Here is a 23,834-nt window from a genome sequence, read left to right as displayed (position 1 = left end):
ATCCCGGCGCGGGACTGCCTCCCTGTCGCCACCCTACACACATCCAGACAGGAGATAACAACAATGAAGAGGCATCTGCTTACCACCCTGCTGCTTGGCGGCGCCCTGCTGTTTCATGGCCAGGGAGAGGCCATGGTCAAGGGAGCTGACGTCAGCTGGCTGACCCAGATGGAGAAAGCCGGGTACAAGTTCTATAACGACGCCGGCCAGCAGCAGGATCTGTTCAAGACCCTGAAAGAGCACGGTATGAACACCATCCGGCTCAGGGTATGGGTCAATCCTGCCGATGGCTGGAACAACATCAGTGACGTCATCGCCAAGGCCAAGCGGGCCAAGGCGGCCGGTTTCGATCTGCTGATTGACTTCCACTACAGCGACAGCTGGGCCGATCCGGGCAAGCAGACCAAGCCGGCGGCCTGGCAGAGCTACACCTTCGAGCAGTTGATGTCGAACGTCTGGTGGCACACCTATAACGCCCTGGTGGCCCTGAAAAATGCCGGCATTACCCCCAAGTGGGTACAGGTGGGCAACGAGACCAACAATGGCATGCTGTGGGAAGAGGGGCGAGCCTCGGTCAACATGAAGAACTTTGCCTGGCTCATCAACAGCGGCTATGACGCGGTCAAGGCGGTCAACAGCGGCACCAAGGTGATCGTCCATCTGGCCAACTGCGAGAACAACAGCCTCTATCGCTGGATGTTTGACGGGCTGAAGAGCAACGGGGCCAAGTGGGATGTGATAGGCGCCTCCCTCTACCCGACCCAGAGCGGCAACGGTGACTGGTTCACCCTAGACAATCTCTGCTACGACAACCTCTTCGACATGGTGACCCGCTATGGCAAGGAGGTGATGATCGTCGAGGTGGGCATGCCGTGGGATGACCCGAAAAACAGTTACGACACCATTGCCGACCTGCTCAACAAGATGACGTGGATCCCTGACGGCAAGGGACTCGGCGTGCTCTACTGGGAACCACAGAGCTACAAGAACTGGCAGGGCTACAGCCTGGGTCTGATGGACAACAGCGGCAAACCCACCTATGCGCTGGATGCCTTCCTGTTGCAATAAAGATGTAACGTTACACAGAGGCGCGGTGAGTCGTGCGCCTCTTCCATCTGCCGCCTGGACATGACTTAGCCCGTCTCTTCGCCCTTTCTCGCCATCGCTTATCATCCCGCCTCCACCGCTCCGCGCCCTCCGGCACCATCACCAAAACATGGCCACCCTCTCCCCGAGGCAGACTCGCGGACGACACCTTCGTCGCCGGGATTCGCAACGATGGAGCCCCGATGACGACGTCAGCACGACAAGGCGCGCGTTCAATGCAAAATAAAAAAGAGAGCCCAAGCGGGCTCCCTGCGGGGTGACGAGTCGGGATTTACCACCAGGCTTCAGCCTGCACGCCGAAGTTCCAAGTATTATCATCCTCACCGCCGTTGAAGGATTTGCCTTCGCCATCTTTCAGATAGCTGGCAAAAACCCGGATCTCCGGGCGGGCAAACATGCTGGAACCAGCTGACCAAGCTTGAGCCAAGGTATATTTTTGACCACTCGATTTTTCTTCAGAGCCGCTTGTCCAGGTCTTGGTGCTCTCATAAGTACCGGCTTCAACCAGCGTCTTCATGATGTCAGTCCACGCATAACCGCCTCGCGCGACAGCGCTGAACAGTTCGGTGTTGTCATGCCATGCTTCAAGTTTCTCACCCTTACCGTAAGTGAATACATGGTTCACACTGAATTTCTCTCCCATGGGAATGTCACCAGTCAGAATCACACGGTATCCCTTGGCATCATCGGTCAGATGCCAAACATCATACCAACCGCCCCCTTGGGAGATCATGTTCTGGGCCAGCCCTTTATCAGCATATTGCAGCACCAACTTCTCGTAGATGCGGCTATCGGCAAAGTATTGACTCATTTCTGCGGTCAACATGACACCATTTTTGGGATCATAGAGATTACCAGCTTTCTCCTGCTCATCGGTCGGATTGGGCATGGCATAGCTGACACCCGCTTCAGTCCAAGCCCCTTCCCAAGGAGCCCAGCCGGCATAGCGCAGGTCCAGGAAGTTAACGTTGAGGTCATTGTTGACAATCGAGTTATCGATATCGTTACCATCAGACCGGATCCACGCCAGTGAGAAGGCGCCTGGACCTGCCTTGAGGTTCTCAATACCGGCACCGGCTCCCGAGATATTCCAGTATTTGGTATCGATGATGTGAAGGTCGTGACGCTGATAGAAGCGCTTGCCAGCCCACACCACAGCATCGGGCGCAGCGGAAATCAGCCCCTTGGCCTTAACATTGAATTGGCGCAGGGCAAATGTTGCATCGTCCTTGCACTCCTTTTGATCGAAGTTACACACAGTGGTGGTACTTTCATAGTCATTGGAGCCATCGCTCTGCATGCTGAACATGCTGTCTACATAGAAAGTCTTGCCATCCTTGTTGTAAACCTCCTGACCAATACCAATTTCGGTATAGGTATCGCTTTCGTTACCCAAACGACCGACAAAGTTCTGTCGACCGGTTTGCATATCACCGTCTTGGGATACACCTACGCCAGAGCGGAAATAGCCTGTAAAATCAACAGCATTAGCATTCAATGCAGTCATTGACAGAGCGAGGGCAACGGATGTCGTCAGTAGTTTCACTTTCATAGTTATTCCTTTAATCCACTGTTGCATTGTTATCTTGATGAACCGCTTACCAACCCATAGGGAAAGCGCTTTCACTGTCCGATGGAGATTATAGGAATAACTGTGCCATCATTGACATGACAAAACTCACAAAACTGTAATTATTACATAAACACTGCTATAAAAACGCTTGATAAAGCCACAAGGCAAACTCAAGCAATTGAAATTAAAGGGGTATTTGATAACAAATCATGTGTTATCGATTACACTCGTAATGGTAATATCTACACCTGAGAACCATGACTCGACCAGACTCATCGCAGCAGACATGACCTCCTCGTGCAGGGCATAGGAAGGCACCGTGAGACCTTCCCGACCCCACAGGAGTGAGCGACAAAAGAGAGAGGAAGAAGATGAGGCACTAAAAAGGCAAGGCCCCTGACGGGTAACCTTGCCTGATGGCCGATGAATTCAGGTTGCCAAATCGTCGATCAATCGATACTGCGGACTGAATGACGGCGTACCAGAGTCGGGCTGAACATATGTGTCGTCTGGGGCAAGGGCCCACCTTTTGCCAGAGCAATGGCCAGCTCGGCGGCCTGGGTCGCCATGGCGATGATGGGATAACGCACCGTAGTCAGACGAGGGCGCAAGTAGCGGGATATCAGTACATCATCAAACCCCACCAGAGATAGCTCCTGGGGAACCTCGACCCCGTTGTCGCTAAGCACGGACAAAGCTCCTGCCGCCATCGAATCGTTATAACAGACGACCGCCGTCATCTGTTGCCCCCGGCTCAACAACTCAGTCATCGCGGCTTCACCTCCCAGCTCATCCGGACTGCCACGGGAGATCAGGCGCTCATCGACCGGGATATTGTGCTCTTGCAGCGCATCCAGATACCCCTGCATGCGATCCTGAGAGTCAGAGATCAGATGATTTGAACACAGAAACCCTATCTTCTTGTGCCCTTCCTGGATCAGGTGACGAGTTGCAAGCCAGGAACCATAGCGATCGTCCAGCGCCACACAACGGGACTCGAACCCTGGAACGATACGGTTGATTAGCACCATGCCGGGAACATAGCTCATCATCTGGATCAGCTCTTCATCTGGCAGCATTTTGGCATGAACCACCAAGCCAGAGCAGCGATGCCCTATCAACTGCTCTATTACGTGCTTCTCTTTGGCTGCGTCGTGGTAGCCATTTCCGATGAGCAGAAAATTCCCCGTAGCCTGCGCCACCTGCTCAACTGCTTTAACCATGGTGCCAAAGAAGGGGTCAGACACATCGGCAACAATCAACCCCAGCGTTTCGTTGTTCTGATGGGCCAAGGCTCTCGCATTCGCGTTGGGGTGGTAGTTGAGTTCATGCATCGCCTTGAAGACGGCATCGCGTGACGCCTGACTTGCCTTTGGCGAATTATTGATGACACGTGAGACTGTGGCGACGGATACGCCTGACAGGAGTGCTACATCTTTGATGGTTGCCATGAATTAGCTTTTCCGGTGAACGGTATAAATAAAAACCAGTGCTTTATAGGGTCAAGATACTACCGACATTTCCAATACCTGACACGGCTTTCATGTCAAAAGCGGGAGCATTCTATCAATACGAGCGTCTCGCTGTGTAATCCATTTACATACACCCTTATCCATTCTCATGCTCATCGCGGTGAAAAATGTGACAAAAATCACATCAAATGGAGATGCATCTTCCAGGACCTTGTTCACAAGCGCAGAATAAAGGAAAGCGATTACACCAAATAAAACCCAATGAAAACGAGCACCAAGGAGCGATTAATGTTGAAGATACTCGTGACAGGTGGAACTGGTTACATAGGTAGTCATACCTGCTTGCAGCTTATCGCTGCCGGGATGACCCCCATCTTGTTGGACAATCTGGTTAACAGCAAAGAGAGCGTCCTCGAACGTATCCACAGCCTCAGCGGACTGCGCCCCCAGCACTATCACGGTGATGTGCGGGATGCCGACCTGCTGGATCGTGTGTTTGCAGACCAGCAGATAGATGCCGTGATCCATTTCGCAGGCCTCAAGGCCGTAGGGGAATCGGTACAAAAGCCTCTCGAGTACTATGACAACAATGTCAGCGGCACCCTGGTGTTGCTGCAGGCAATGCGACGCGCCGGGGTCAAGACCCTGCTGTTCAGCTCATCTGCCACCGTCTATGGCGAGCCGGAGATCATGCCCATCACCGAGGAGTCGCCCACCTTTCACGCCACCAACCCTTATGGTCAAAGCAAGCTGATGGTGGAGCGCCTCATCAAGGACTTTGCACACTCAGCCCCCGACTGGTCATTGACCCTGTTGCGCTATTTCAATCCGGTGGGCGCCCATCCCAGCGGCCTGATGGGCGAGGATCCCCAGGGCATTCCCAATAACCTGATGCCCTATATTGCCCAGGTGGCAGTGGGCCGCCGTGCCAAACTCGCCATCTTTGGTGATGACTACCCGACACCAGATGGTACCGGTGTGCGGGATTACATTCATGTCATGGATCTAGCCGATGGCCACGTCGCAGCCTTGAAACATGCGCTTGGGCAAGCTGGCGTCCATGTGTACAACCTGGGCACTGGGCATGGCTACAGTGTCCTGGACATTCATGCCGCCTTCTCCAAGGCCTGTGGCCGCGAACTGCCTTATGAGATCGTGCCGCGCCGCGCTGGGGACATAGCACAGTGTTGGGCAGATCCAACACGAGCCTATAACGAGCTGGGGTGGAAGGCTTATCGCACGCTTGATGAGATGACGGCTGATACCTGGCGCTGGCAATCCCAAAATCCAAACGGTTACCCCCTTCCATGAATATACAGAACGAGACAGACCTTACTATGCAATTCGAACCGACCGACCACCCTCACCGTCGTTACAACCCATTGATCCAACAGTGGGTTCTCGTTTCTCCCCACAGGGCGAAACGCCCTTGGCAGGGCCAGCAGGATGAACCCGATCGTACCCAGCGCTCCCCTCACGATCCGGATTGTTTCCTCTGCGCCGGCAATACTCGCGTCACTGGTGACAAAAATCCGGATTATCCGTCGACCTTCGTTTTTGCCAACGACTTTGCGGCACTGATGGTTGATACACCTATGGCCCCAACCAGCGAGGACCCCCTCTTCCAGCTAGAGAGTGCACGCGGCACCAGCAGGGTAATCTGCTTCTCACCGGATCACAGCAAGACCTTGCCCGAGTTGTCTATCCCCTCCCTCACTGCCGTGGTCAACACCTGGTGTGAACAAACTGCAGAGCTGGGGCGCGAATACCGCTGGATCCAAGTATTCGAAAACAAGGGCACCATGATGGGGTGCTCCAATCCCCATCCCCATGGGCAGATATGGGCCAACGACTTCTTGCCCAACGAAGCCGCGCGGGAAGATGTCGCCCAACGGGAGTATTTTGCCAAACATGGTCGAGCCATGTTGCTCGATTATGCGGAACGCGAGCAGGCTGACGGCAGCCGCACCGTAGTGGAAACGGAACACTGGCTGGCAGTAGTGCCTTATTGGGCTGCCTGGCCCTTCGAAACCCTGTTGCTTCCCAAGTTTGCGGTAACACGTCTACCGACACTGACACCGCAACAGCGTGCAGACCTCGCACTGGCGCTCAAAAAACTAACCAGCCGCTATGACAACCTGTTTCAGTGCTCCTTCCCCTATTCGATGGGATGGCATGGTGCGCCATTCAATGGCGAAGAGAATGATCACTGGCAGTTGCATGCCCACTTCTACCCGCCCCTGCTGCGCTCTGCGAGCGTACGCAAGTTTATGGTGGGCTATGAAATGCTGGCAGAAACACAACGTGACCTGACGGCAGAACAGGCGGCCGAACGCCTGCGTTCCGTCAGCGATATCCATTTTCGTGAACAGGTTTGAGGTTGAGATATGAGTATTGAATCGCCACACAGCGTGACTGAACATACCTTTTACACTCAGTATGGTTATCGCCCGACCCTCGCCATTCAGGCACCTGGGCGTGTTAACCTCATTGGGGAACACACGGACTATAACGATGGCTTCGTGCTACCCTGCGCCATCGATTATCAGACCGTGATCAGTGCTGCCCCCCGCCAAGATAGTCTGATCAGGGTTATCGCTGCCGACTATCACAACCAACTGGATGAATTTGACTTACGCCACCCCATAGAGGCGCGCCCGGAATACCTGTGGGCCAACTATGTGCGAGGCGTCGTCAAATATTTGCTATTACGAGGCTGTCAACTGACAGGGGCAGACCTGGTAATCAGTGGCAATGTACCTCAGGGAGCAGGCCTGAGCTCTTCCGCCTCTCTGGAAGTGGCAGTAGGACAGATCTTCAAAGAGATGAATCACCTCGACATCAGCCAAGCAGATATCGCCCTGAATGGACAACTGGCGGAAAACAGGTTCGTCGGTTGCAACTGCGGCATCATGGATCAGTTCATCTCGGCTCTGGGTCAGCAAGATCATGCTCTGCTGATCGATTGCCGCAGTCTGAATACCTGTCCTGTGAGCATGCCAGCCGACATTGATGTGGTCATTATCAACTCGAACGTACGTCGGGGCCTGGTGGATAGCGAATACAATACCCGCAGGGCACAGTGTGAAGAGGCCGCACGGCATTTTGGGGTCAAGGCACTGCGCGATCTGACGATGACCCAGTTCACCGAGCGAGCCAACGAACTGGATCCTGTCGTCGCGAGCCGTGCACGCCACGTCATCTCCGAGAATGAACGAACGCTGGCAGCAGCCGATGCGCTTGCGAATGAAGACATGGTCATGATGGCCGAATTAATGGCGCGGTCCCATGCCTCGATGCGTGATGATTTTGCCATCACAGTGCCTGCTATCGACGCCTTGGTCGACATGATCAAAGAGATCATCGGCAGTCGTGGTGGTGTGAGGATGACTGGTGGCGGGTTTGGTGGCTGTGTGGTTGCATTGGTTCCACAGTCACTGACAGCAGCAGTGTGCGAACAGGTTAATATTCGTTATCCCCAAGTGAGCGGTCTGGCCCCGAGCATCTATATCTGTAAGCCCTCCGCCGGAGCCGGCCCACTCTGATATGTTCGCTGACACCTCAATATTGTAATGGTCACGTATTTCCAGACTGGTCATGGTATAGCCGCCCTGCTAGACGGTGAACGCTCGACTTAGTTGAGTTAAACAACGCTCTCTGTGAGCAGCTGTGGTTAACATGTAGATAATACAATTGAACCAAACTTCAGACATGTGTTATCGCAATGAGCCTAACTCAGGGACTGCTTCGGCAGTCCCCTTTTCCTTTGCTGTAAATGTTCGTTGCATTCAACAATCCTCCGCAACTGCATGTTTTCACATGGCCGTGACACACCCGATTGAATCCCACCCTCCTTTAAGATGTTGCGCTCTCCTCGGTTAATTGACGCAGATCGGTTTTCAAGCAGTGTATCTCGGCTTGCAAGGCAGACTCTTCGTGTTGCTGCTCTGCAGGCTTGCCGTACGGCTTGAGCTAGGCATACAGAATGTGGCTGGATACCCCAAGGGCTCGTGCAACGTCAGCCACAGGCATCTCACGCTCAGTAACTTGTTTAACAGCTTCGATTTTGAAAGTTTCTGGATAACGCTGACGGACCATGGCACCTCCAATGCTGGCCTCATTTTAAGGCAGTTAGGTCTCTAGGGAACTAGGGGCAATTCACACCGACCAAACCCCTTTATATGGCAGCGGATGAGCCTCGTTCTCAGCCAGCCAAGTCAATAGCTGTCCCATCAGACGAGGGACCTGGTTCGCAGGGGGAGCCATATGCACTAACTGCTCGCCTCGATAAATACCTACGCCAGTGACCCGCATCATCACAGAGTCCACGCATCAGTAGTCCGTGAGCACCAAGTAAATCTTCCGCTGAAGCTGGATCCCTATTAGGCATTGCCTCATAGGCCGCAAACGCATTACGGACCTCTTGGATTTCCCGTGGAAGCCCAAGTACCGTCTTCCCCTCAATCACTGCCGTCACCTGCTCAACACTCAGAGTATTGTGCTCAGTAGCTAGCGAAGCTTGGATGGTGCGGATCCGGTTCTCTCGACGCAACATAAGAACCTGAGAGCTCTGAGCAAACCGCTACAGCCGCAGCAACTCAGCGATATCCGCAACTCGACTCAACATGGCATGGGTCATGGGTGAAGGAAGGGGAATAGGCTGCCATGGGTTACTCCAACTGATGCGATAACAAATGAGGGATTAGCTTAACAGATCCGGGAGTAGAAACTCCCGAATTGAATTTGAATGTCCAAGCATCCCCACTAGGGCCAGTGAATTAAGAGTGAACATTACCTTATCCGTTCACTATGCCCGAAATTACGCTCACCTCGTACTTTCGAACGCAATTTAAATAAATACCCGATCCTCACCAAGAATTTATAAAAATTCTCATTCTGCAGATCTGCATCTCTGCGATCAAATCGATACTCTGCGTCAGGAGGGAAATGCACCAAAGACGCATAATCAGGGTATGCAAGCCTCAATGCTCTGCACCAAGCTTTACGAATACGCGTAGCCATGTTATCCGCATCAAAATTAGCGTAGTCACCAAGATAACCGTAATCATCTCGGTTAAATAGTAGCACCACGTGATAATGAGGGTACTGGCTTGTTACCTGCTCCTTTGCCCAGATATAACCCAAGAAGAATCGTTTACCAGTTTTACCCTTACGGTGACGTAACGCATGTATCTGGCTTTTTAGTGAAGCAATAAAGCGCGTAATAACCTTTTCCTCTTCTACCTCCGGTGGAAAGCCTGTCGGCATGTCCGGATCATCCATAACTGGTATCTGGGGAAAGCGTAGATCAACACGTACAGTAAACACTCGCGGATGTTTATTCAAAAAGCTGGCGATCACCTCCACGGATGTTTTCAACTGTTCAAAGGATATTTCACCATACTTGGCCTCAGCCACAACTCGTAAGTTGCCTAGCTCGTTGCCTATTAAACAATACCCGCCATTTGATTTCATATACGGCCCTATGATTTACATGGAATACCCATGCAAGTTGGTTAGATGCTCAGGTGACAGTACTCATCGTCATTAATGAGGACCGCTGCGTAAAACTTTACGGTCAACTGATACCTTGCTCTCTTATTAAACCACTAGGTTGATATACCAACCTGCATTTAGCACTCTGTGCTTTGCATATGCTGCGCTATGCCGATGTATACGGCTAATGGCTTGTATCTGACGTACAAGCCCGATGTATATCTGATTGGTATACACTTCGTGTATATATCACATGTTCTCGTTGGTATACTCTGTGATACACTCTGACGGTGTATCACTCTCTCGATATATCTCCTACACCCTCTACCTTGTTATACACCTGGGTGTATATATTACTATTACCGAACTTAGCGACCTCCTAAATCACCGGGGAATACGTAATTATTTTAAATAAAACCCCAGTAATACCGGTTATTAAAGCAAGAAAATTACTCTGAACTTAGCTTGCCCTCTCCTATCTAGCAGATGCCTTCGAATCAATCCATTCTATTACTTCACTCTGCATCCAAGCGACCGCTCTAGGCCCTAAGCGAACGACACCAGGGAACTCCCCTTTGCTCATCAAACGATAAATTGTCGCTTTGGATAGCGTCGTCATTTCCGTGACTTCTTTGAGTTTGATTAGTTTCATTTTTTGGATCCGACTATTTTTCCATAGCTGGACCAACAATGTTAATATTTACGTTTATAGCTTCTCACATTGCCCCTAAGCCGATTAGCTATGCAGAAGAAACAATCACTAGTTATCCCAGAGTGCTTCAATGCCACTAAGTAGGTTAGATTGCAGAGCCTGAGCCATGCATTCACAGGTCAGCCCGCCAACATAAGCAACAATAAAAGCTTGAAAAATACCATGAAAAATAACACACTAAACACAACTATAAATCAACACAAAACACTACAATGTAGATTAAGGGAGGTGGTATTATGGCAATTCATGATAATGGTGTGGATGTGCAAGTTTATAAGAAATTAGATGACCCTGTTTTTGTGGACTACCTCTGGTATAGAACAGGTCAAATCAATCAAGCTCAAGCTGTAGATACACCACCTCGCCATATACTAATCAAGAATTTAAAAGATGCCTGCAATACTGCTAGTGCTTTTGCTTTTATGCATAATTACAATGTAAGAAATGAACGACCTAATGGACTTGAAAAATGGATTGACACTTTACTGGATGAATTTCACACAAGATGCCTTACAGAAAAATATTATTACTGGCTAGATAATAAAAATACGAGACTGCATTACTTCACATGGAGATTTTTGAGTCACTTAGGTATATCCATAGAAAAAAAAGACCAACAACTAGAACATAAGTGCGTGTTTTTATTGAGCCCATCAATACTCGATGAAAACATAAAAACGCACACACACACTAATAAAAAATGGAATACTGAAATAAGCACACAGGATATAACTGCACTTATCAACAGACTACCTTGCAACAAAATAGAAAAGGAAAAATTAGTACGAGCTATATCCAAATCTGCTGAATCAGCAATGAAAAATGATGATGTTAAGTTTTGGCTTAACAAACAAAACAAGGAAAAAACAACATGGCTACACAAATATCTTGAGCATAAAGAAATAGATTATGTCCCATTAGTTTTAAATGGTACATCAGCTCAAAAAGATGATCTTGTTTCATTTTTAGATGTATTAAGCATCACTAATATTGATAGATATAAACTTTTAGTTTCCAACATCAAGAAAGCATGGAGCCAAAAAGTATATCGTGATAAAAATATAGAAAAGAAACAATACAGCATTAACATGAGTAAAGATATAGGTAATATTCTTGACAAACTAAGCCAAATGGAACAGAAAAATAAAAACACCATCATAGAAGAGTTGATTAGAGAGGCATACGCAAAACGGTGCGCAATATAAAAAGTGGACTGAATGATTAAATCATTCAGTCCATCACTAAAAATCATCATAGCCACATTTACTTTCTATTAAAGCTCACCTTCACAACGTTATTAACTGCTGCTTCAGTAACAGGATCTTGCATCACCTCATCAGCTACCAGTCTCCCCCAATTAATCCAGACAAGTCGGGTTTTCTCGGTGTGACGTGAACGGTGATAAGTTCTAATAAGTTTGTTAATGGGGGTGTGATTCAAGCAAAGCTCAATAACTCTTTCCTCAACATCTAGCCTTTCAGCCCAGTTAGTAGCCGCACTACGCCGCAAATCATGGACAGTAAATGGGTCCATATCAGGTAAACATCGTGCGATGAATCGCCTTAGAGCCCGAGTAATGGAATCAACTAAAATTGGCTCGATTTCATCTGTTTTTGGACGATCAGATTCGAATACTAAATCACCATTGGCATACTGCGCCTGCTCTTCAATGACCGATTTCGCCTGAGGGGAAATAAAGACAGTATGAGCTCTACCATTTTTGGTTTCAGGTATAGTCCATATATCATCTTTTATCTGTGAAAAACGCATATTAGCGACTTCACCTCTACGACATCCGGTCAGTATTAATAACTTAATCGCATTCGCAGCAGGTATAGAAATCGTTGCATGGCGAGAAACACCACGCCCTCCGGCCGCCAAGCTACCACCACTCCCAAGATCCTCATCTATCGCCTTCCATAACCTGCGCAATTCGGGGACGGTCAACCATCGCTCTCTTGGCGAGCCAGCACTGGCACCAAAATCTTTTGGGCGCAACAGTCTCGCAGGGTTGGCCTCAAGCAGACAGTGAACCACTGCATAATCTAACATCTGGTTCAGCGTTCCCAACCCTTTACGGGTTTCATCTTTTGTTGCACGCCTGGTTATCTCTAACGCTTGTGCCAAGTGGGCACGAGTCAGATCGATTAAGCGAATGTTGCCTAGAGTCTTCTTGAGATGACGATTCCAACGATCCTGATGGCATTGGAGGGTTTTGGGTTTGACGACCTGAGCAACACGCTGTGCATCGAGCCATCGTCCAAGCAACTCATCCATCGTCAGGGCCGTTTCATTTTTAGCCTTTTCTTGAGCCGCAAACTTGGTGGGATCAATGCCCCGCTTCACAAGCAGCACCGCTTTCCCATGCTCCTCTCTGGCTTTAGCCAGAGTCAGGGCAGGATAACTCCCCAGCAACAATTCGCCTTCACTACCACCAATCTTGAAGCGATATACAAAACGCTTGAGGCCACTTTCACGGATTTCTATTTTGAGTCCACCACCATGCTTCGATTGAATCGCATAGCGTTTCACTTTAACCCCTTCGACTGGCTTGAGTGACGAGATCTCCAAGTCTTTACTTATCGCCATCCGTACCCCTCCCCGTACCCCTCCAGCGCAGTGCATTGGAGTGAGACTTTATGAAACCACTTGGTACAGATATTTTATGTAAACAACTGTTTTTAATCAAAAAAACATTTCATATAAAACCAACTGATTCTATATGAAACTAATAATTTCTGGACTCCTAAGGGACAGGCCACTGGTTCGACTCCAGTCGGGAGCGCCATATAAAACAAGGGGTTGGCATCTTCACGATGCTAACCCCTTGGTCGTTTTTGGCGACAATGAATCCGACCATCCAACCGTAATGACCCTCTCCTTTCTGCGTTCAGAGCATGCGCTCTCTGATAGACTGCTTCTCTTCGGCTTGTCTTTGAGGCCAAGCCCTGTTTCATCTTGCAAAGGAGTGTTGGATGTCCGGATGTTCCTGGTGGGATAGATCCACCGGTTTTGCCTTGCTGACCATTGTGCTGTGGGCTTCACTGGCGGCGCTGACGTCACGGGTCACCAGCGTGTCACCGCTGGTGCTGGTCGGGCTGGTGCTGTTTTTCTGCGGGGTTGGGGCCTTGCTGTTTTGGCGACAATGGCGTGCTCGTCCCATTACCTGGCTGGTGACGGTTACGGCACTGCTACTCTACCATCTGCTGCTCTTTATGAGCTTTCGCCATGCCCCGGTGCTGGAGGCAAACCTCATCAACTACCTCTGGCCGCTCTGCATCATTCTGTTCACCCCGCTGTTGTTGCCCGGCCATCCCCTCCATGCCCGTCACCTGCTGGCTGGCGCCTTCGGTCTGGCGGGTTCCATGCTGGTGATGGTCAATGGCGAGCTGCAACTGCAGCAGGCCTATCTGCCGGGATACCTGTTGGCGCTCGGTGCAGCTGTCGTCTGGGGGGCCTATTCGGTGCTGTCACGCCGTCTGCCGCCAGCCCCTGCCGTGGTCACTGCGGCAGCCTGCTTGCCCGCTGGTTTGCTGGCGCTGCTGCTCGCCCGTCTGCTGGAGGGGCCCCTGCCACTCGCGCAGATCCCCACCAGTGACTGGTGGCTGATCATCGGGCTGGCGCTGGGCCCGATGGGGGCGGCCTTTGTGACCTGGTATCTGGCACTGCGAGACGGCGATCCACGCCGGATCGGTGCCCTTGCCTACCTGACACCGCTGCTGAGCACCTTGCTGCTGGTGTTGCTCAATGGAGAAGCACTGACCTCGCGCCATCTGCTGGCCGGTGCACTTATCATGGGAGGCGCCCTGCTCGGTATGCTTGGCCAACACAACAGAGCACTGGCATCACCAGCCAGTTAAGTCGGTATAATAGGGCCACCTGACCATGCTGTCATAAAAACGCCATCATCCCTGTTTAGGCTCGGGCCACGCTCCCCCATGGTCTGTGCTGACAGGAATTACCCCGTGAAAATCGCCCATTACGCCACCCTATCCTCCCTTGTTTTGCTACTGGTTGCGGGAGGACAGGCGCTGGCCCTCTACCACGGCTGGCAGCAGCTTGCCCATACCAATCAGGCCCAGCATCAGCACGAGACGCTGCAGCAACTGGTGACGGTGACCCTGCAAAACAGCCTGCGTGACTACCTCAACAGCGGCGATCCACAGCAACTGACCGCTGCGGAGAAGATCCGCCAGCAAGCGCTCTCCTCGCTGGCCGCTCAGGATGATGCCGTGGCGGCCCCGCTCAGGCAGCAACTCGAACAGATGGCGCAACGCATCGCGCACGACTATCAGGCCGCAGGCAAACTCTCGGGCAACAGCCAGCTGCTGCTGCAAAATGCGGAGAGTGAGCTGGGCAGCCAAGCCATGGCGCTGATCCGCTATGGGGAGCAAGGCGCCAGCGCGGAACAATCTGCCGCGGCACAGCAATATCGCCGCGGTGCGGCCGAAATCCTGGCGGGCCTGCCGCGCCTCGCCCATTTGCGCCAAAGCTATATGGAGCAGGGCAATGAGAAGCTGCTCGAAGGGATCCGCTTTGAGCTGGAGGCACTGCAAAAACAGGCGCAAGCGCTGCAAGCCTTGCCGCTGATCGGCCTGTATGAAGAGGCGCCCGCCGATGAGTTCACGCTGGGGGAGCCGGTACGCAAGGAGCTGGGAGATCAACCGCGCAGCGAATTACGCTCACTGCTGGGCCGCTATCCGCAGGAGCTGGCCAACAGCCGCACGGCGCTACAACAGCAACAGGCTGGCCGCCAGACCGTGCAGCAAGACATCATGGCCATGTTGCAAGCGACCAGACAGATGGGGGAACAACTTGCCCACAAACGGCAAGCAGTCAATCAGGAGCTGGCCACCATCCTCGGTACGCTGGCGCTTTGCCTGGTGGTTGTCGCCCTGCTGTTTGCGCTGGTGCAACGACGCTGGCTGCTCGCCCCCTTGTTGCGACTGCGCGGAGCCTTTCTGCAGCTCGATCAGACGGGGCAGGCCGAGCCGTTGCCTACCGGGCGCGATCGCAACGAGCTGGCCGATATTGTTGCCAGCTACAACCGGCTGATCGGTCGCCTGCAACTGGACCAACAACAAAAAGAGGGGCAGCTGTCTGCGGTATCCCTCAGTCTGCAAGGGATGGTCAGCCAGGTTGACGAGATCCACCACAGCACCCGCACCACCGAACAGGTGGTCGACGAGAGCGGTCAGATGATGGATGAGCTTAACCAGCTGGCCGGAGAGGTCCATCAGGTCGCCGCCGACATCGCCCGGCATGCCCACCATAACGAACAGGCGATGAGCCAGAGCGAAGATCTGGTGGGCAGCATGCTACACGCCACTCATCAGACAGGACTGGCGATTGACGAAAGCGATGAGGCGCTGCAAGCCCTCACCCGCTCGGTTGCCGATGTGACGGCCATTGTCGATGTGATCGGTCATATCGCTCAGCAGACCAACTTGCTGGCCCTCAACGCCGCCATCGAAGCGGCCCGCGCAGGGGAACAGGGACGCGGTTTTGCCGTGGTTGCCGATGAGGTGCGCCACCTCTCGGCCAATACCCAACAATCCCTCAACCAGATCACCGATATTCTGGGGCGTCTGACCCAATCCGGTGAACAGCTTGGCACTGTACTGAACCGGATCACCAGCGAGTCAAGCCGCCAGCGGGCGCAGGCGGAACAACTGCGCCAGACCACCCAGGCAGTGCGGGAGATCGCCCGCAACACCGCAGTGATAGCCCTGCAGGGCGCCGACAACGCCAAAAGTCAGGAACACAAGCTGGCCAGTTTTGCCGATCTGATCACCCGTATCCATCAGCATGCCCGTCAGGTGAGTCAGCTCTCGGTGCAGGTCTCGTCCCATATCCACCATCAGGCGCAGCAGATCCCCCGCATCCTCGGCCAGCAAGGCTGATCCCTATTCGCCCCGCCTCCTCACCAGATCACTTTCCCTCAATGAGAGGGAAAGTTTTTTTGTAGCACAAAATTATCTGTTATCGGCAGGTTAACTGACACCTCTTCCCCCGTACCGGATGAAAACCCGCACTGGCGCTGGCCGCAGCCTCAAGAAAACGCTCTCATCACCGTGATACCTGCCATGAGGCTGTTTACGACCTTGCCCATGATTATTTGCACTCGGTCATACTTTTGAAACGTTGAGGGAACTTTTCATTGATATTTCGCACCGCGAACGTACTCTTGAGGTTGTCCGATAGCCAAGAATCGGAACATAAAAAAACAACATGTGATGATCAGGACTGCCAACTACAGATGTGCCAAGACATCCGGGTTTGCAGGTAGCCAAGACAAGATTTTTTGCCCTTCGGGGTTTTGATTGCAATGCCAATACCGAGCGGTAGGCCCGATGCCAACTGCCGGAAAAAAAAGCTAAGTCCATAAAATCAGGAGCAATAAAAATGGAAAAAGTGATCTTCAAGCGCGCCGCTTTGAGTGCCGCTGTGGTAGCCGCTCTGGTCGCCCCCGGTATGGCGTTGGCAGCTCAGGATATGATGAGCCCGGAATACGGCCAGTCCTATGAAACCTTCGTTAAAGACTCCAAACTGACCGGCGGTCTGTTCTACTTCCAGCGTGATCGCGACCGCAAAGATACTGGCGGCACAGGTGAGTACGCATCCAATCTGAGTCACGCAACGACTCAAGCCGCACTGAACTTTAACTCCGGTTACGCTTGGAATGTCGTTGGATTGGACTTGGGTGGCTATGGTGCCTATGACCTCACCGATGATCGCTCTCCTGCCAACCAAGAGAATGAATTTTCTTTCGCCGGTAGAAACTGGGATAACAACTTTAAAGATGGAAATGCCGGCAACGGTTTTAGCGTCACTAACGCAGCTCTGAAGTTCAAATTTGGTGACAGTATTACAGCCAAAGGCGGCTATACCCAGCTCTATGTTCCAGGCGTTATCGGTGTTAACTGGTCTTATCAGCCGGGTACCTATCGTGGTGGTCAAGTCGAAGGCAACTTTGGCGGTCTCTACCTGACCTACGCCATCGCAGATGAATACAAAGCACCATGGTTCAAAGAAACCCAAATTTTCTCACGAGCTAAATCCAAGCCGTGGGTTTCTGGCTACAGCCCGCAAGAAGAGCAATACAAGATCGATTACATCCATGGTATCGCTGCGCGCTATACCTTCGAAAATGGCACTGCTGTAACCGGTTCTTTCGGTCAATCCAAAGACTATATGGATAGCTACCACTTCAAACTAGCTCATAAGTTTGATGTGATTGGCGGTCTCTCCACCAGCTACCAATTCTACGGTTCCGAAACTTCTGACTTTGATGCAAGTGCCGTTGCTGGCGGCGATTCAGGCAAGACCTACGATGGGCTGGCATGGCAACAAGCGCTGACCGCAGCTTGGAACTACGCCCAATACGGCTTCCGTCTGGAAGGTCTGTGGACCAAGGCTGAGGGTGATGAAGGCAACTACCTGCCCCGTCTGACCCGTGGCTACGCCAACTCTCAGGGCGCCAACGAAATTTGGTGGGACTCCCGCTCTGACTGGAACGCCAACAACGAAAAAGCGCTGTTCTTCGGCGTGACCCGTTCTCTGGATGACCTGGTTGGTGCCCCTGGCTGGTCTGTCGGTGTATCCGGTGCTTATGGCTGGGATATTGAGGATGGCTATGGCAAGAAGCATGCTTCCGGTGAAGATACTGAATGGGCAGCCAACTTCGATGTCAGCTATACCGTGCAGGATGGCAAGCTGAAAGGCACCCTGTTCAAGCTGCACTACACCGACTACAACAACGATCTGCCTAGCTGGGCATACCCGAACGTATTTGCGTCAGAGAAAGACGTCAAGTTCCACATCATCATGCCGCTTACCTTCATGTAATCAGGCAATACGATGTCAGCAAACCGGGCCACTTGGCCCGGTTTTCTTTTTTCCGGTTGGCAGGCTAACATGCGAGCCGGATAAGGGTTTTATCCGCTCACCAGCCCGCACGCTTTTGTCAGCAGTCACAAGGACGCCATCATGCCCCGTTTTGTTCTGATCACCGGTTGTTCCAGCGGTATTGGCCTCGCCGCCGCACAGGCGCTCGGGCAGCACGGTTTTACCGTGATCGCCTCGGCGCGCAAGGCGGAAGATGTGGCCCGTCTGCAGCAACAGGGATTGCTAGCGGTACAGCTGGATCTGGCGGATTCTGCCTCCATCGAGCTGGGTGCCAGTGCTGCGCTCCATCTGGCAGGCGGGCGCCTCTATGGCCTGTTCAACAACGGCGCTTATGGCCAACCCGGGGCGCTGGAAGATCTGCCCACCGAGGCGCTCAGGGAACAATTCAATACCAACCTGTTTGGCTGGCACCATCTGATCCGTCAGGTGCTGCCGCCGATGCTGGAGGCCAAGGAGGGGCGGATAGTGCAGAACAGCTCGGTACTGGGACTGGTTGCCATGAAGTATCGCGGCGCCTACAACGCCAGCAAATTTGCGCTGGAAGGTTATAGCGACACTCTGCGCCTCGAACTGGCGGGTAGCGGGGTACATATCAGCCTGATTGAACCGGGCCCCATCGATACCCGTTTTCGTGCCAATGCCCGCAGCGCCTTCTTGCGCCACATCGATCCGGCTCAGAGCCGTCATCAGTCGGCCTACCGCCAGACCCTGACGCGGCTGGAAAAAGAGGGGGCCACCAGCGGCTTTACTCTCCCGAGCGAAGCCTGCATCCCGCCGCTGCTCCATGCGCTGACCCACACCCATCCCAAGGCACGCTATCCGGTGACCACTCCGACCCGGCTTTTTGCATTCCTGCGACGGGTATTGCCCACTCGCTGGCTCGATAAACTGCTGGCCAAATCGGCCTGATCCCGTGATTGGCGACAAGCATCCTGCCGCCCAAGTGGCGTTAGCCGGGTAGCGGCGTCACCCGTCCCGCCAACCTGGTTTGTCCCTCTCTTCAATAGTGCTCGCCATTGCTGTAGTAGGCGCTCTTGACCAAGGGGATCACCTGCACCACCACATAGATCTGCTCTCCCAGCACCCGTTTCAAATGGCGCGTGATAAGGCGCGCGGCGGCGTCCTGCATCTCTTGTGGCCGCTCGAACCAGTGCAGCTCGACAAACGGAAAACCCGTCTCTGGCTCACCGTTGCGTATCCAGCAGCTATCAATCCGCTCCATGGTGACAAACTCCGGCTTGCCGCCGGTCAGCTCGCAAAGCTCGGCCAGCAGCGGGCCGCTCACCTGTTGCAGGGTATCGAGCGCCACGGCGCGAAAACGAAGATGGGGCATGGCAAACCTCTTGGTTATCTGAAATGAGGACTTATCATAGGAGTTATTGTCAGCAAGAGAAGTCACCCGGCGCATATTAAGGATCCCCATGAGATTTCATCGCACCCTCTTTGCCTTCCTGCTCTGCCTGCTGCTACCGCTGCACGCCTTTGCCGATCCCGCCTTCTATCGGGTGAGCAAGGGCAACCAGCAACACTGGCTGCTGGGCTCCATCCATGCGGGCAAACCAGCCCTCTATCCTCTGCCCGAGCCAGTGGAACGTGCCTGGCTGCAGAGTCGCGCACTGGTGATGGAGGTGGACATGAACAGCATCACGCCGGATCAGTGGCAACAGACCGGCTCCCTCACCCGACTGGTGGATGGCAAACCGCTCAAGGATCATCTGCCTACCGAGCTCTATCAACGCACCCTGATGGCGGGAGCCCGCTATGGCATCGACGAGGCTACCCTCGCCACCCTGCGCCCCTGGTTTGCCGCCATAACCCTGACCCAGGCCGCCATGGCCCGCTCCGACTTCAAGAGTGAACTCGGGATAGACCAGCACTTTGCCGTCCGGGCCGCCAAAGAGGGCAAACCGGTAGTGGGTTTTGAAACCCTGCTGGAGCAGCTCGGTTATCTGGCCAGCGTGGGTGACAACCAGACCCTGATGCTCGCCAGCACCCTGGATGAGCTGCCGATGCTGGAGACAGGTTTCGCCGCCGTAATGAAAGCGTGGCAGCAGGGAGATGAGGCGACGCTGATCAATCTGCTCAAGGAGGAGATGGCTCCCCCCGCGCTACAAAGCTGGATGGAGCAGACCCTGCTGGCCGAGCGCAACCATAACTGGCTGAAAAAATGGTCCACCCTGCCCAACGAGAGCTTTATCGTGGTAGGCGCCCTGCACCTTTACGGCGAACAGGGGTTGCTGGCGTTGCTGGAGCAGCAAGGGTGGCGCATTACCCCGCTCACCACACCGGGTCCGGTGCAGGCTCGGTCGCAAGGAGTCCAGTGAGAACGATCACAGATCGCACTGGTTATTAAACAACCTGCAAGGGAGTTGATCGGGATCATCCCGGACGGGGCAAAGAGGTATTTATCATGCCTGTCATCAACCGGGTGACAGGAGCAATAAAATGGACTTTTGGCTGGACCTGATGTTTGGCAACAGCGTGGGATTGATGTCGATGCTGGTGATTATCGGCACCTTCTTGCTCATCAGCTCTTACGCGGCCTACTTCATCTACAAGGTGATGCACTCGCAACCACCTCATTCACAGCAACCCCATTCTCAACAACCCAAAGAGGGCAAATAATCCTCTGACCACAGGCGGCAGCTCACACTGACCGCCTGTGCTGTTTTATGGTTCGCGACTGTGCTTCCCGGGCCAGGCTGCACCAGCGTCCATGCCGGGTGCCCCTTATCCCCTCCCCCTTTCCCCGTTTTCTGTGCCGGTTACGACCGTTATAATGGCCCCCACTTTTTCTTATGGGGAGCCTGCCGTGTCTCATAACGACGAACTCTCGCTATTTATGAATGAAGTGGCCGACGTGCGGCCCATTCGCAGCGACAACATCCATCCCCATGCGGCCAAATCCGCCCCCACCGAGGCGCAGCTCGCTCGCCGTCAGGCTGCCACCGCCGAACAACTCGCCCTCGACCACCTCACCATGGAGGCCATCGAGATGCGCGATCCGCACGAAATCGTCGGCTTCAAACGCGATGGGGTGCAGGAGGGGGTCTACAAGAAGCTGCGGCTCGGCAAATACGAGCTACAGGCCAGCCTGGACTTGCACCAGAAAACCCTCAACGAAGCGCGCCAGACGCTGGTGCAGTTCATTGCGGATTGTGAAGTCCGGGATATCCGCTGCCTGCTGATCCTGCACGGCAAGGGGGAGCGCAGCACCCCGCGCGCCCTGCTGAAAAGCTATGTGAGCGCCTGGTTGCCGCAACTGCCCGCCGTCATGGCGATCCACAGCGCAGAGCGTCGCCACGGCGGCAGCGGCGCGCTCTATGTGCTGCTGCGCAAAAGCGAACGCAAAAAAGCGGAAAACCGCGAACGGCACCAGAAGCGGCTCGGCTAATCCGCGTTTCGCCCCCCACGCCTTTGGCCCGCCTGCATGAAGGTGGTCAACTATACAGCGGCGGTGTTAGCATCGAACGGCCCCGATCATGCCAGGTACGGGGCGGCATACCATCAGGGACGATAACAAGGACAATCCCATGTCATATCAAAAGCTTGAACAACATCAGCAGCAGATCCACCGCTTTAGCCACCTCGCCGCCATCTGCGGCTGGGATCAGGCGGCCATGATGCCGGAAGGGGGCAACGATGCCCGCGCCGAAGCGATGGCCGAACTCGGTCTGCTAATCCACCAGAAGCGTACCGCTCCCGAGCTGGGCGACTGGATTGCCAAGGCCGAGAGTGAGCCGCTGGATGAAGTACAACGCGCCAACCTCGGCGAAATCAAGCGCCAGTGGCAAGATGCCAGCCTGCTGCCCGGTGAGCTGGTCGAAGCGCTGTCGCTCGCTGGCAGCAAGTGCGAGCACGCCTGGCGCAGCCAGCGCAAGAACAACGACTGGGCCGGTTTTGCTCCCAATCTCGAGGAGGTGGTGAAACTCTCCCGTGAAGTGGCGCAACTGCGAGCCGATGCGCTTGGCGTGCGCCCCTACGACGCCATGCTGGCCCTCTATGAGCCGGGCATGACCAGCGCACGGCTCGATCAGATCTTCGGCGATCTCGCCAGCTGGCTGCCGGCTCTTATCCAGACCGTGAGTGAACAACAAAAGGGCGATGCCCTGCTGCTGCCGCAAGGCCCCTTCCCCATCCCCACCCAGCAGGCGCTCGGTCAGGAGGTAATGGGGCTGCTCGGCTTTGATTTCGCACACGGTCGCCTCGATGTGAGCAGTCACCCCTTCTGTGGCGGCGTGCCGACCGACGTGCGGATCACAACACGCTATAACGAGCAGGAGTTTGTCTCCAGCCTGATGGGCATAGTGCACGAGACCGGCCACGCCCGTTACGAACAGGGGCTGCCGCGCCATCTGCTGGGTCAGCCGGTGGCCGAAGCGCGCTCCATGGCGATCCACGAGAGTCAGAGCCTGTTTTGCGAGATGCAGCTGGGGCATCATCCGGCCTTCCTCGCGCTGCTGGCACCACGCATTCGTCACCACTTCGGCGAGCAGGCGGCGTTTGCGCCGGACAATCTGGCCAAGCTCTACAGCCGGGTCGAGCCGGGCTTTATCCGGGTCGATGCGGACGAGGTGACCTATCCGGCCCACGTTATCCTGCGCTACGAGCTGGAGCGCGATCTGGTGGAAGGGAAGATCGAGGTGGCCGACATCCCCGAGCTGTGGGATGCCAAGATGCAGCAGTGGCTGGGGCTCTCCACCAAGGGCAACTACCGCAATGGCTGCATGCAGGATATTCACTGGACCGACGGCTCGTTTGGCTACTTCCCGAGCTACACCCTGGGCGCCATGTATGCCGCCCAGCTGCGCTTTGCCCTCGAGAAAGAGCTGGGCAGCATGGGTGAGGTGATCGCGGCGGGCCGCCTGCCGGAGATCTTCGGCTGGCTCGGACGCAACATCTGGTCACAGGGGAGCCGGCACAGTACCGACGAGCTGGTGCGCCGCGCCACCGGTGAAGCGCTCAACCCGCACTGGCTGCGCCAGCATCTGGAACAGCGCTACCTGAAGTAATGAGCGCAGTAAGCTAACAGCAGAACGGGGCCCTTTTTAGTTGACCACTACAGGGCCCCGTTTTTATGGCGGTGCATGGCACAGCACGCCGCCACCATGCTGTAAAAAGAGAAAATTCAGAGAGGATCAGGGGAACCCAGCAACTCGCGCAGTTGCAGGATATTGCCCTCAGGGTCGAAGGCGTTGCGCACCACAAAGCCGGGCCCCGTCCACTGCTGTGACAACAAACCGCCGCCGAGATCCGCCGCCTTCGCTTCTGCCCAAGCGAGGCTGGAGACGGTGAAGAACAGCTTGATGGCCCCCTCTTCCCGCAGTGCCGGCGGCCGCTTGATAACGACTTGCCCGGCATAAGGCTCAGGAATGGCGTGGATCAGCAGCTGGATATCGCTGTTTTCCAGCACCACCAGCTGCTCATCCTGACTGCAGACCACCATCTGCAGCAAGGTACGGTAAAAGTGGGTCAGCAGGCCCGGATCCTTGGCATAGATCAGGGCACCGGCGCGAGCGGGGCCTGGCATGGAGCTCTCCTCAACAGTGAACGGCTGGGTGGACAG

Annotated in this window: 20 protein-coding genes and 1 pseudogene; 13 read left to right on the top strand and 8 right to left on the bottom strand. The window is 54.0% G+C overall.

Going from position 1 to position 23,834, the window contains the following annotated elements; genetic code table 11:
- Window positions 1-63: 63 nt before the first annotated feature.
- Window positions 64-1,068, top strand: a complete 1,005-nt coding sequence (locus AB5Z02_RS09460) for a glycosyl hydrolase 53 family protein (RefSeq protein WP_100654391.1) — start codon at window positions 64-66, stop codon at window positions 1,066-1,068.
- A gap of 310 nt (window positions 1,069-1,378) precedes the next feature.
- On the opposite strand, the gene AB5Z02_RS09455 is transcribed toward AB5Z02_RS09460, so the two are convergent.
- Both AB5Z02_RS09455 and galR read right to left on the bottom strand, forming a co-directional pair.
- Window positions 1,379-2,665, bottom strand: a complete 1,287-nt coding sequence (locus AB5Z02_RS09455) for a maltoporin (RefSeq protein WP_100654853.1) — start codon at window positions 2,663-2,665, stop codon at window positions 1,379-1,381.
- Between the two features lie 464 nt (window positions 2,666-3,129).
- On the bottom strand, window positions 3,130-4,131 hold the full coding sequence (galR, locus tag AB5Z02_RS09450; protein WP_100654392.1) for an HTH-type transcriptional regulator GalR: 1,002 nt from the start codon (window positions 4,129-4,131) through the stop codon (window positions 3,130-3,132).
- 312 nt (window positions 4,132-4,443) lie between these two features.
- Here galR and galE point away from each other — a divergent pair, with 312 nt between their 5' ends.
- Genes galE through galK form a run of 3 tightly spaced genes read left to right on the top strand, consistent with a single transcriptional unit; the run spans window position 4,444 to window position 7,697 of the window.
- Window positions 4,444-5,463, top strand: coding sequence for a UDP-glucose 4-epimerase GalE (gene galE / locus AB5Z02_RS09445; RefSeq protein ID WP_041215920.1), 1,020 nt, complete (start codon window positions 4,444-4,446; stop codon window positions 5,461-5,463).
- 26 nt (window positions 5,464-5,489) lie between these two features.
- Complete coding sequence (gene galT / locus AB5Z02_RS09440) at window positions 5,490-6,530, top strand: galactose-1-phosphate uridylyltransferase (RefSeq protein ID WP_100654393.1); 1,041 nt, start codon at window positions 5,490-5,492, stop codon at window positions 6,528-6,530.
- Between the two features lie 9 nt (window positions 6,531-6,539).
- On the top strand, window positions 6,540-7,697 hold the full coding sequence (galK, locus tag AB5Z02_RS09435; RefSeq protein WP_100654394.1) for a galactokinase: 1,158 nt from the start codon (window positions 6,540-6,542) through the stop codon (window positions 7,695-7,697).
- 325 nt (window positions 7,698-8,022) lie between these two features.
- Here the strand turns inward: galK and AB5Z02_RS09430 are convergent.
- The 3 genes and pseudogenes from AB5Z02_RS09430 to AB5Z02_RS09420 all read right to left on the bottom strand — a co-directional run.
- Window positions 8,023-8,250: pseudogene (locus AB5Z02_RS09430) on the bottom strand (transposase); the annotation flags it as partial.
- Between the two features lie 693 nt (window positions 8,251-8,943).
- On the bottom strand, window positions 8,944-9,627 hold the full coding sequence (locus tag AB5Z02_RS09425; protein WP_100654395.1) for an inovirus Gp2 family protein: 684 nt from the start codon (window positions 9,625-9,627) through the stop codon (window positions 8,944-8,946).
- A gap of 496 nt (window positions 9,628-10,123) precedes the next feature.
- A complete protein-coding gene (locus AB5Z02_RS09420; protein ID WP_076362302.1) occupies window positions 10,124-10,300 on the bottom strand; it encodes an AlpA family transcriptional regulator in 177 nt (58 codons plus the stop codon).
- Window positions 10,301-10,596: 296 nt separating this feature from the next.
- Here AB5Z02_RS09420 and AB5Z02_RS09415 point away from each other — a divergent pair, with 296 nt between their 5' ends.
- Window positions 10,597-11,565, top strand: coding sequence for a hypothetical protein (locus AB5Z02_RS09415; protein WP_144713878.1), 969 nt, complete (start codon window positions 10,597-10,599; stop codon window positions 11,563-11,565).
- Between the two features lie 58 nt (window positions 11,566-11,623).
- On the opposite strand, the gene AB5Z02_RS09410 is transcribed toward AB5Z02_RS09415, so the two are convergent.
- Entirely contained in the window at window positions 11,624-12,949 is a 1,326-nt protein-coding gene (locus AB5Z02_RS09410) for a site-specific integrase (protein ID WP_081396153.1), read from the bottom strand.
- 386 nt (window positions 12,950-13,335) lie between these two features.
- Here AB5Z02_RS09410 and AB5Z02_RS09405 point away from each other — a divergent pair, with 386 nt between their 5' ends.
- The 4 genes from AB5Z02_RS09405 to AB5Z02_RS09390 all read left to right on the top strand — a co-directional run bounded on the left by AB5Z02_RS09405 (window position 13,336) and on the right by AB5Z02_RS09390 (window position 19,177).
- Window positions 13,336-14,220 (top strand): DMT family transporter, encoded by an 885-nt coding sequence (locus AB5Z02_RS09405; protein WP_236267980.1) that lies wholly within the window; start codon window positions 13,336-13,338, stop codon window positions 14,218-14,220.
- A 105-nt stretch (window positions 14,221-14,325) separates the two neighbouring features.
- Window positions 14,326-16,263, top strand: coding sequence for a methyl-accepting chemotaxis protein (locus AB5Z02_RS09400; protein ID WP_368215899.1), 1,938 nt, complete (start codon window positions 14,326-14,328; stop codon window positions 16,261-16,263).
- Between the two features lie 502 nt (window positions 16,264-16,765).
- A complete protein-coding gene (locus AB5Z02_RS09395) occupies window positions 16,766-18,208 on the top strand; it encodes an OprD family outer membrane porin (RefSeq protein ID WP_042080675.1) in 1,443 nt (480 codons plus the stop codon).
- A 141-nt stretch (window positions 18,209-18,349) separates the two neighbouring features.
- Window positions 18,350-19,177, top strand: coding sequence for an SDR family oxidoreductase (locus tag AB5Z02_RS09390; protein ID WP_231719460.1), 828 nt, complete (start codon window positions 18,350-18,352; stop codon window positions 19,175-19,177).
- A 91-nt stretch (window positions 19,178-19,268) separates the two neighbouring features.
- Here the strand turns inward: AB5Z02_RS09390 and AB5Z02_RS09385 are convergent, their stop codons facing one another.
- Window positions 19,269-19,601: a DUF1904 family protein gene (locus AB5Z02_RS09385; RefSeq protein ID WP_231719461.1), complete on the bottom strand. Its 333-nt coding sequence runs from the start codon at window positions 19,599-19,601 to the stop codon at window positions 19,269-19,271.
- A gap of 88 nt (window positions 19,602-19,689) precedes the next feature.
- On the opposite strand from AB5Z02_RS09385, the gene AB5Z02_RS09380 reads away from it, so the two are divergent.
- The 4 genes from AB5Z02_RS09380 (at window position 19,690) to AB5Z02_RS09365 (ending at window position 23,280) form a co-directional block, all read left to right on the top strand.
- Window positions 19,690-20,592, top strand: coding sequence for a TraB/GumN family protein (locus tag AB5Z02_RS09380; RefSeq protein WP_368215898.1), 903 nt, complete (start codon window positions 19,690-19,692; stop codon window positions 20,590-20,592).
- A 121-nt stretch (window positions 20,593-20,713) separates the two neighbouring features.
- The gene (locus AB5Z02_RS09375; RefSeq protein ID WP_005338733.1) at window positions 20,714-20,893 is read left to right on the top strand and encodes a DUF3149 domain-containing protein; all 180 of its coding nucleotides are present in this window, start codon (window positions 20,714-20,716) and stop codon (window positions 20,891-20,893) included.
- A gap of 187 nt (window positions 20,894-21,080) precedes the next feature.
- Complete coding sequence (gene smrA / locus AB5Z02_RS09370) at window positions 21,081-21,662, top strand: DNA endonuclease SmrA (protein WP_005338734.1); 582 nt, start codon at window positions 21,081-21,083, stop codon at window positions 21,660-21,662.
- A 139-nt stretch (window positions 21,663-21,801) separates the two neighbouring features.
- Window positions 21,802-23,280 (top strand): carboxypeptidase M32, encoded by a 1,479-nt coding sequence (locus AB5Z02_RS09365; RefSeq protein WP_106842330.1) that lies wholly within the window; start codon window positions 21,802-21,804, stop codon window positions 23,278-23,280.
- Between the two features lie 116 nt (window positions 23,281-23,396).
- Here AB5Z02_RS09365 and AB5Z02_RS09360 read toward each other — a convergent pair whose 3' ends face one another.
- Window positions 23,397-23,798, bottom strand: coding sequence for a VOC family protein (locus AB5Z02_RS09360; protein ID WP_106842329.1), 402 nt, complete (start codon window positions 23,796-23,798; stop codon window positions 23,397-23,399).
- Between the last annotated feature and the right edge of the window lie 36 nt (window positions 23,799-23,834).

Source organism: Aeromonas sp. R2-3, from assembly GCF_040908375.1.
GTDB lineage: Bacteria > Pseudomonadota > Gammaproteobacteria > Enterobacterales > Aeromonadaceae > Aeromonas > Aeromonas veronii.
Note: the sequence above shows the minus strand (reverse complement) of the source record. Positions and strands in the feature narration are given on the sequence as shown.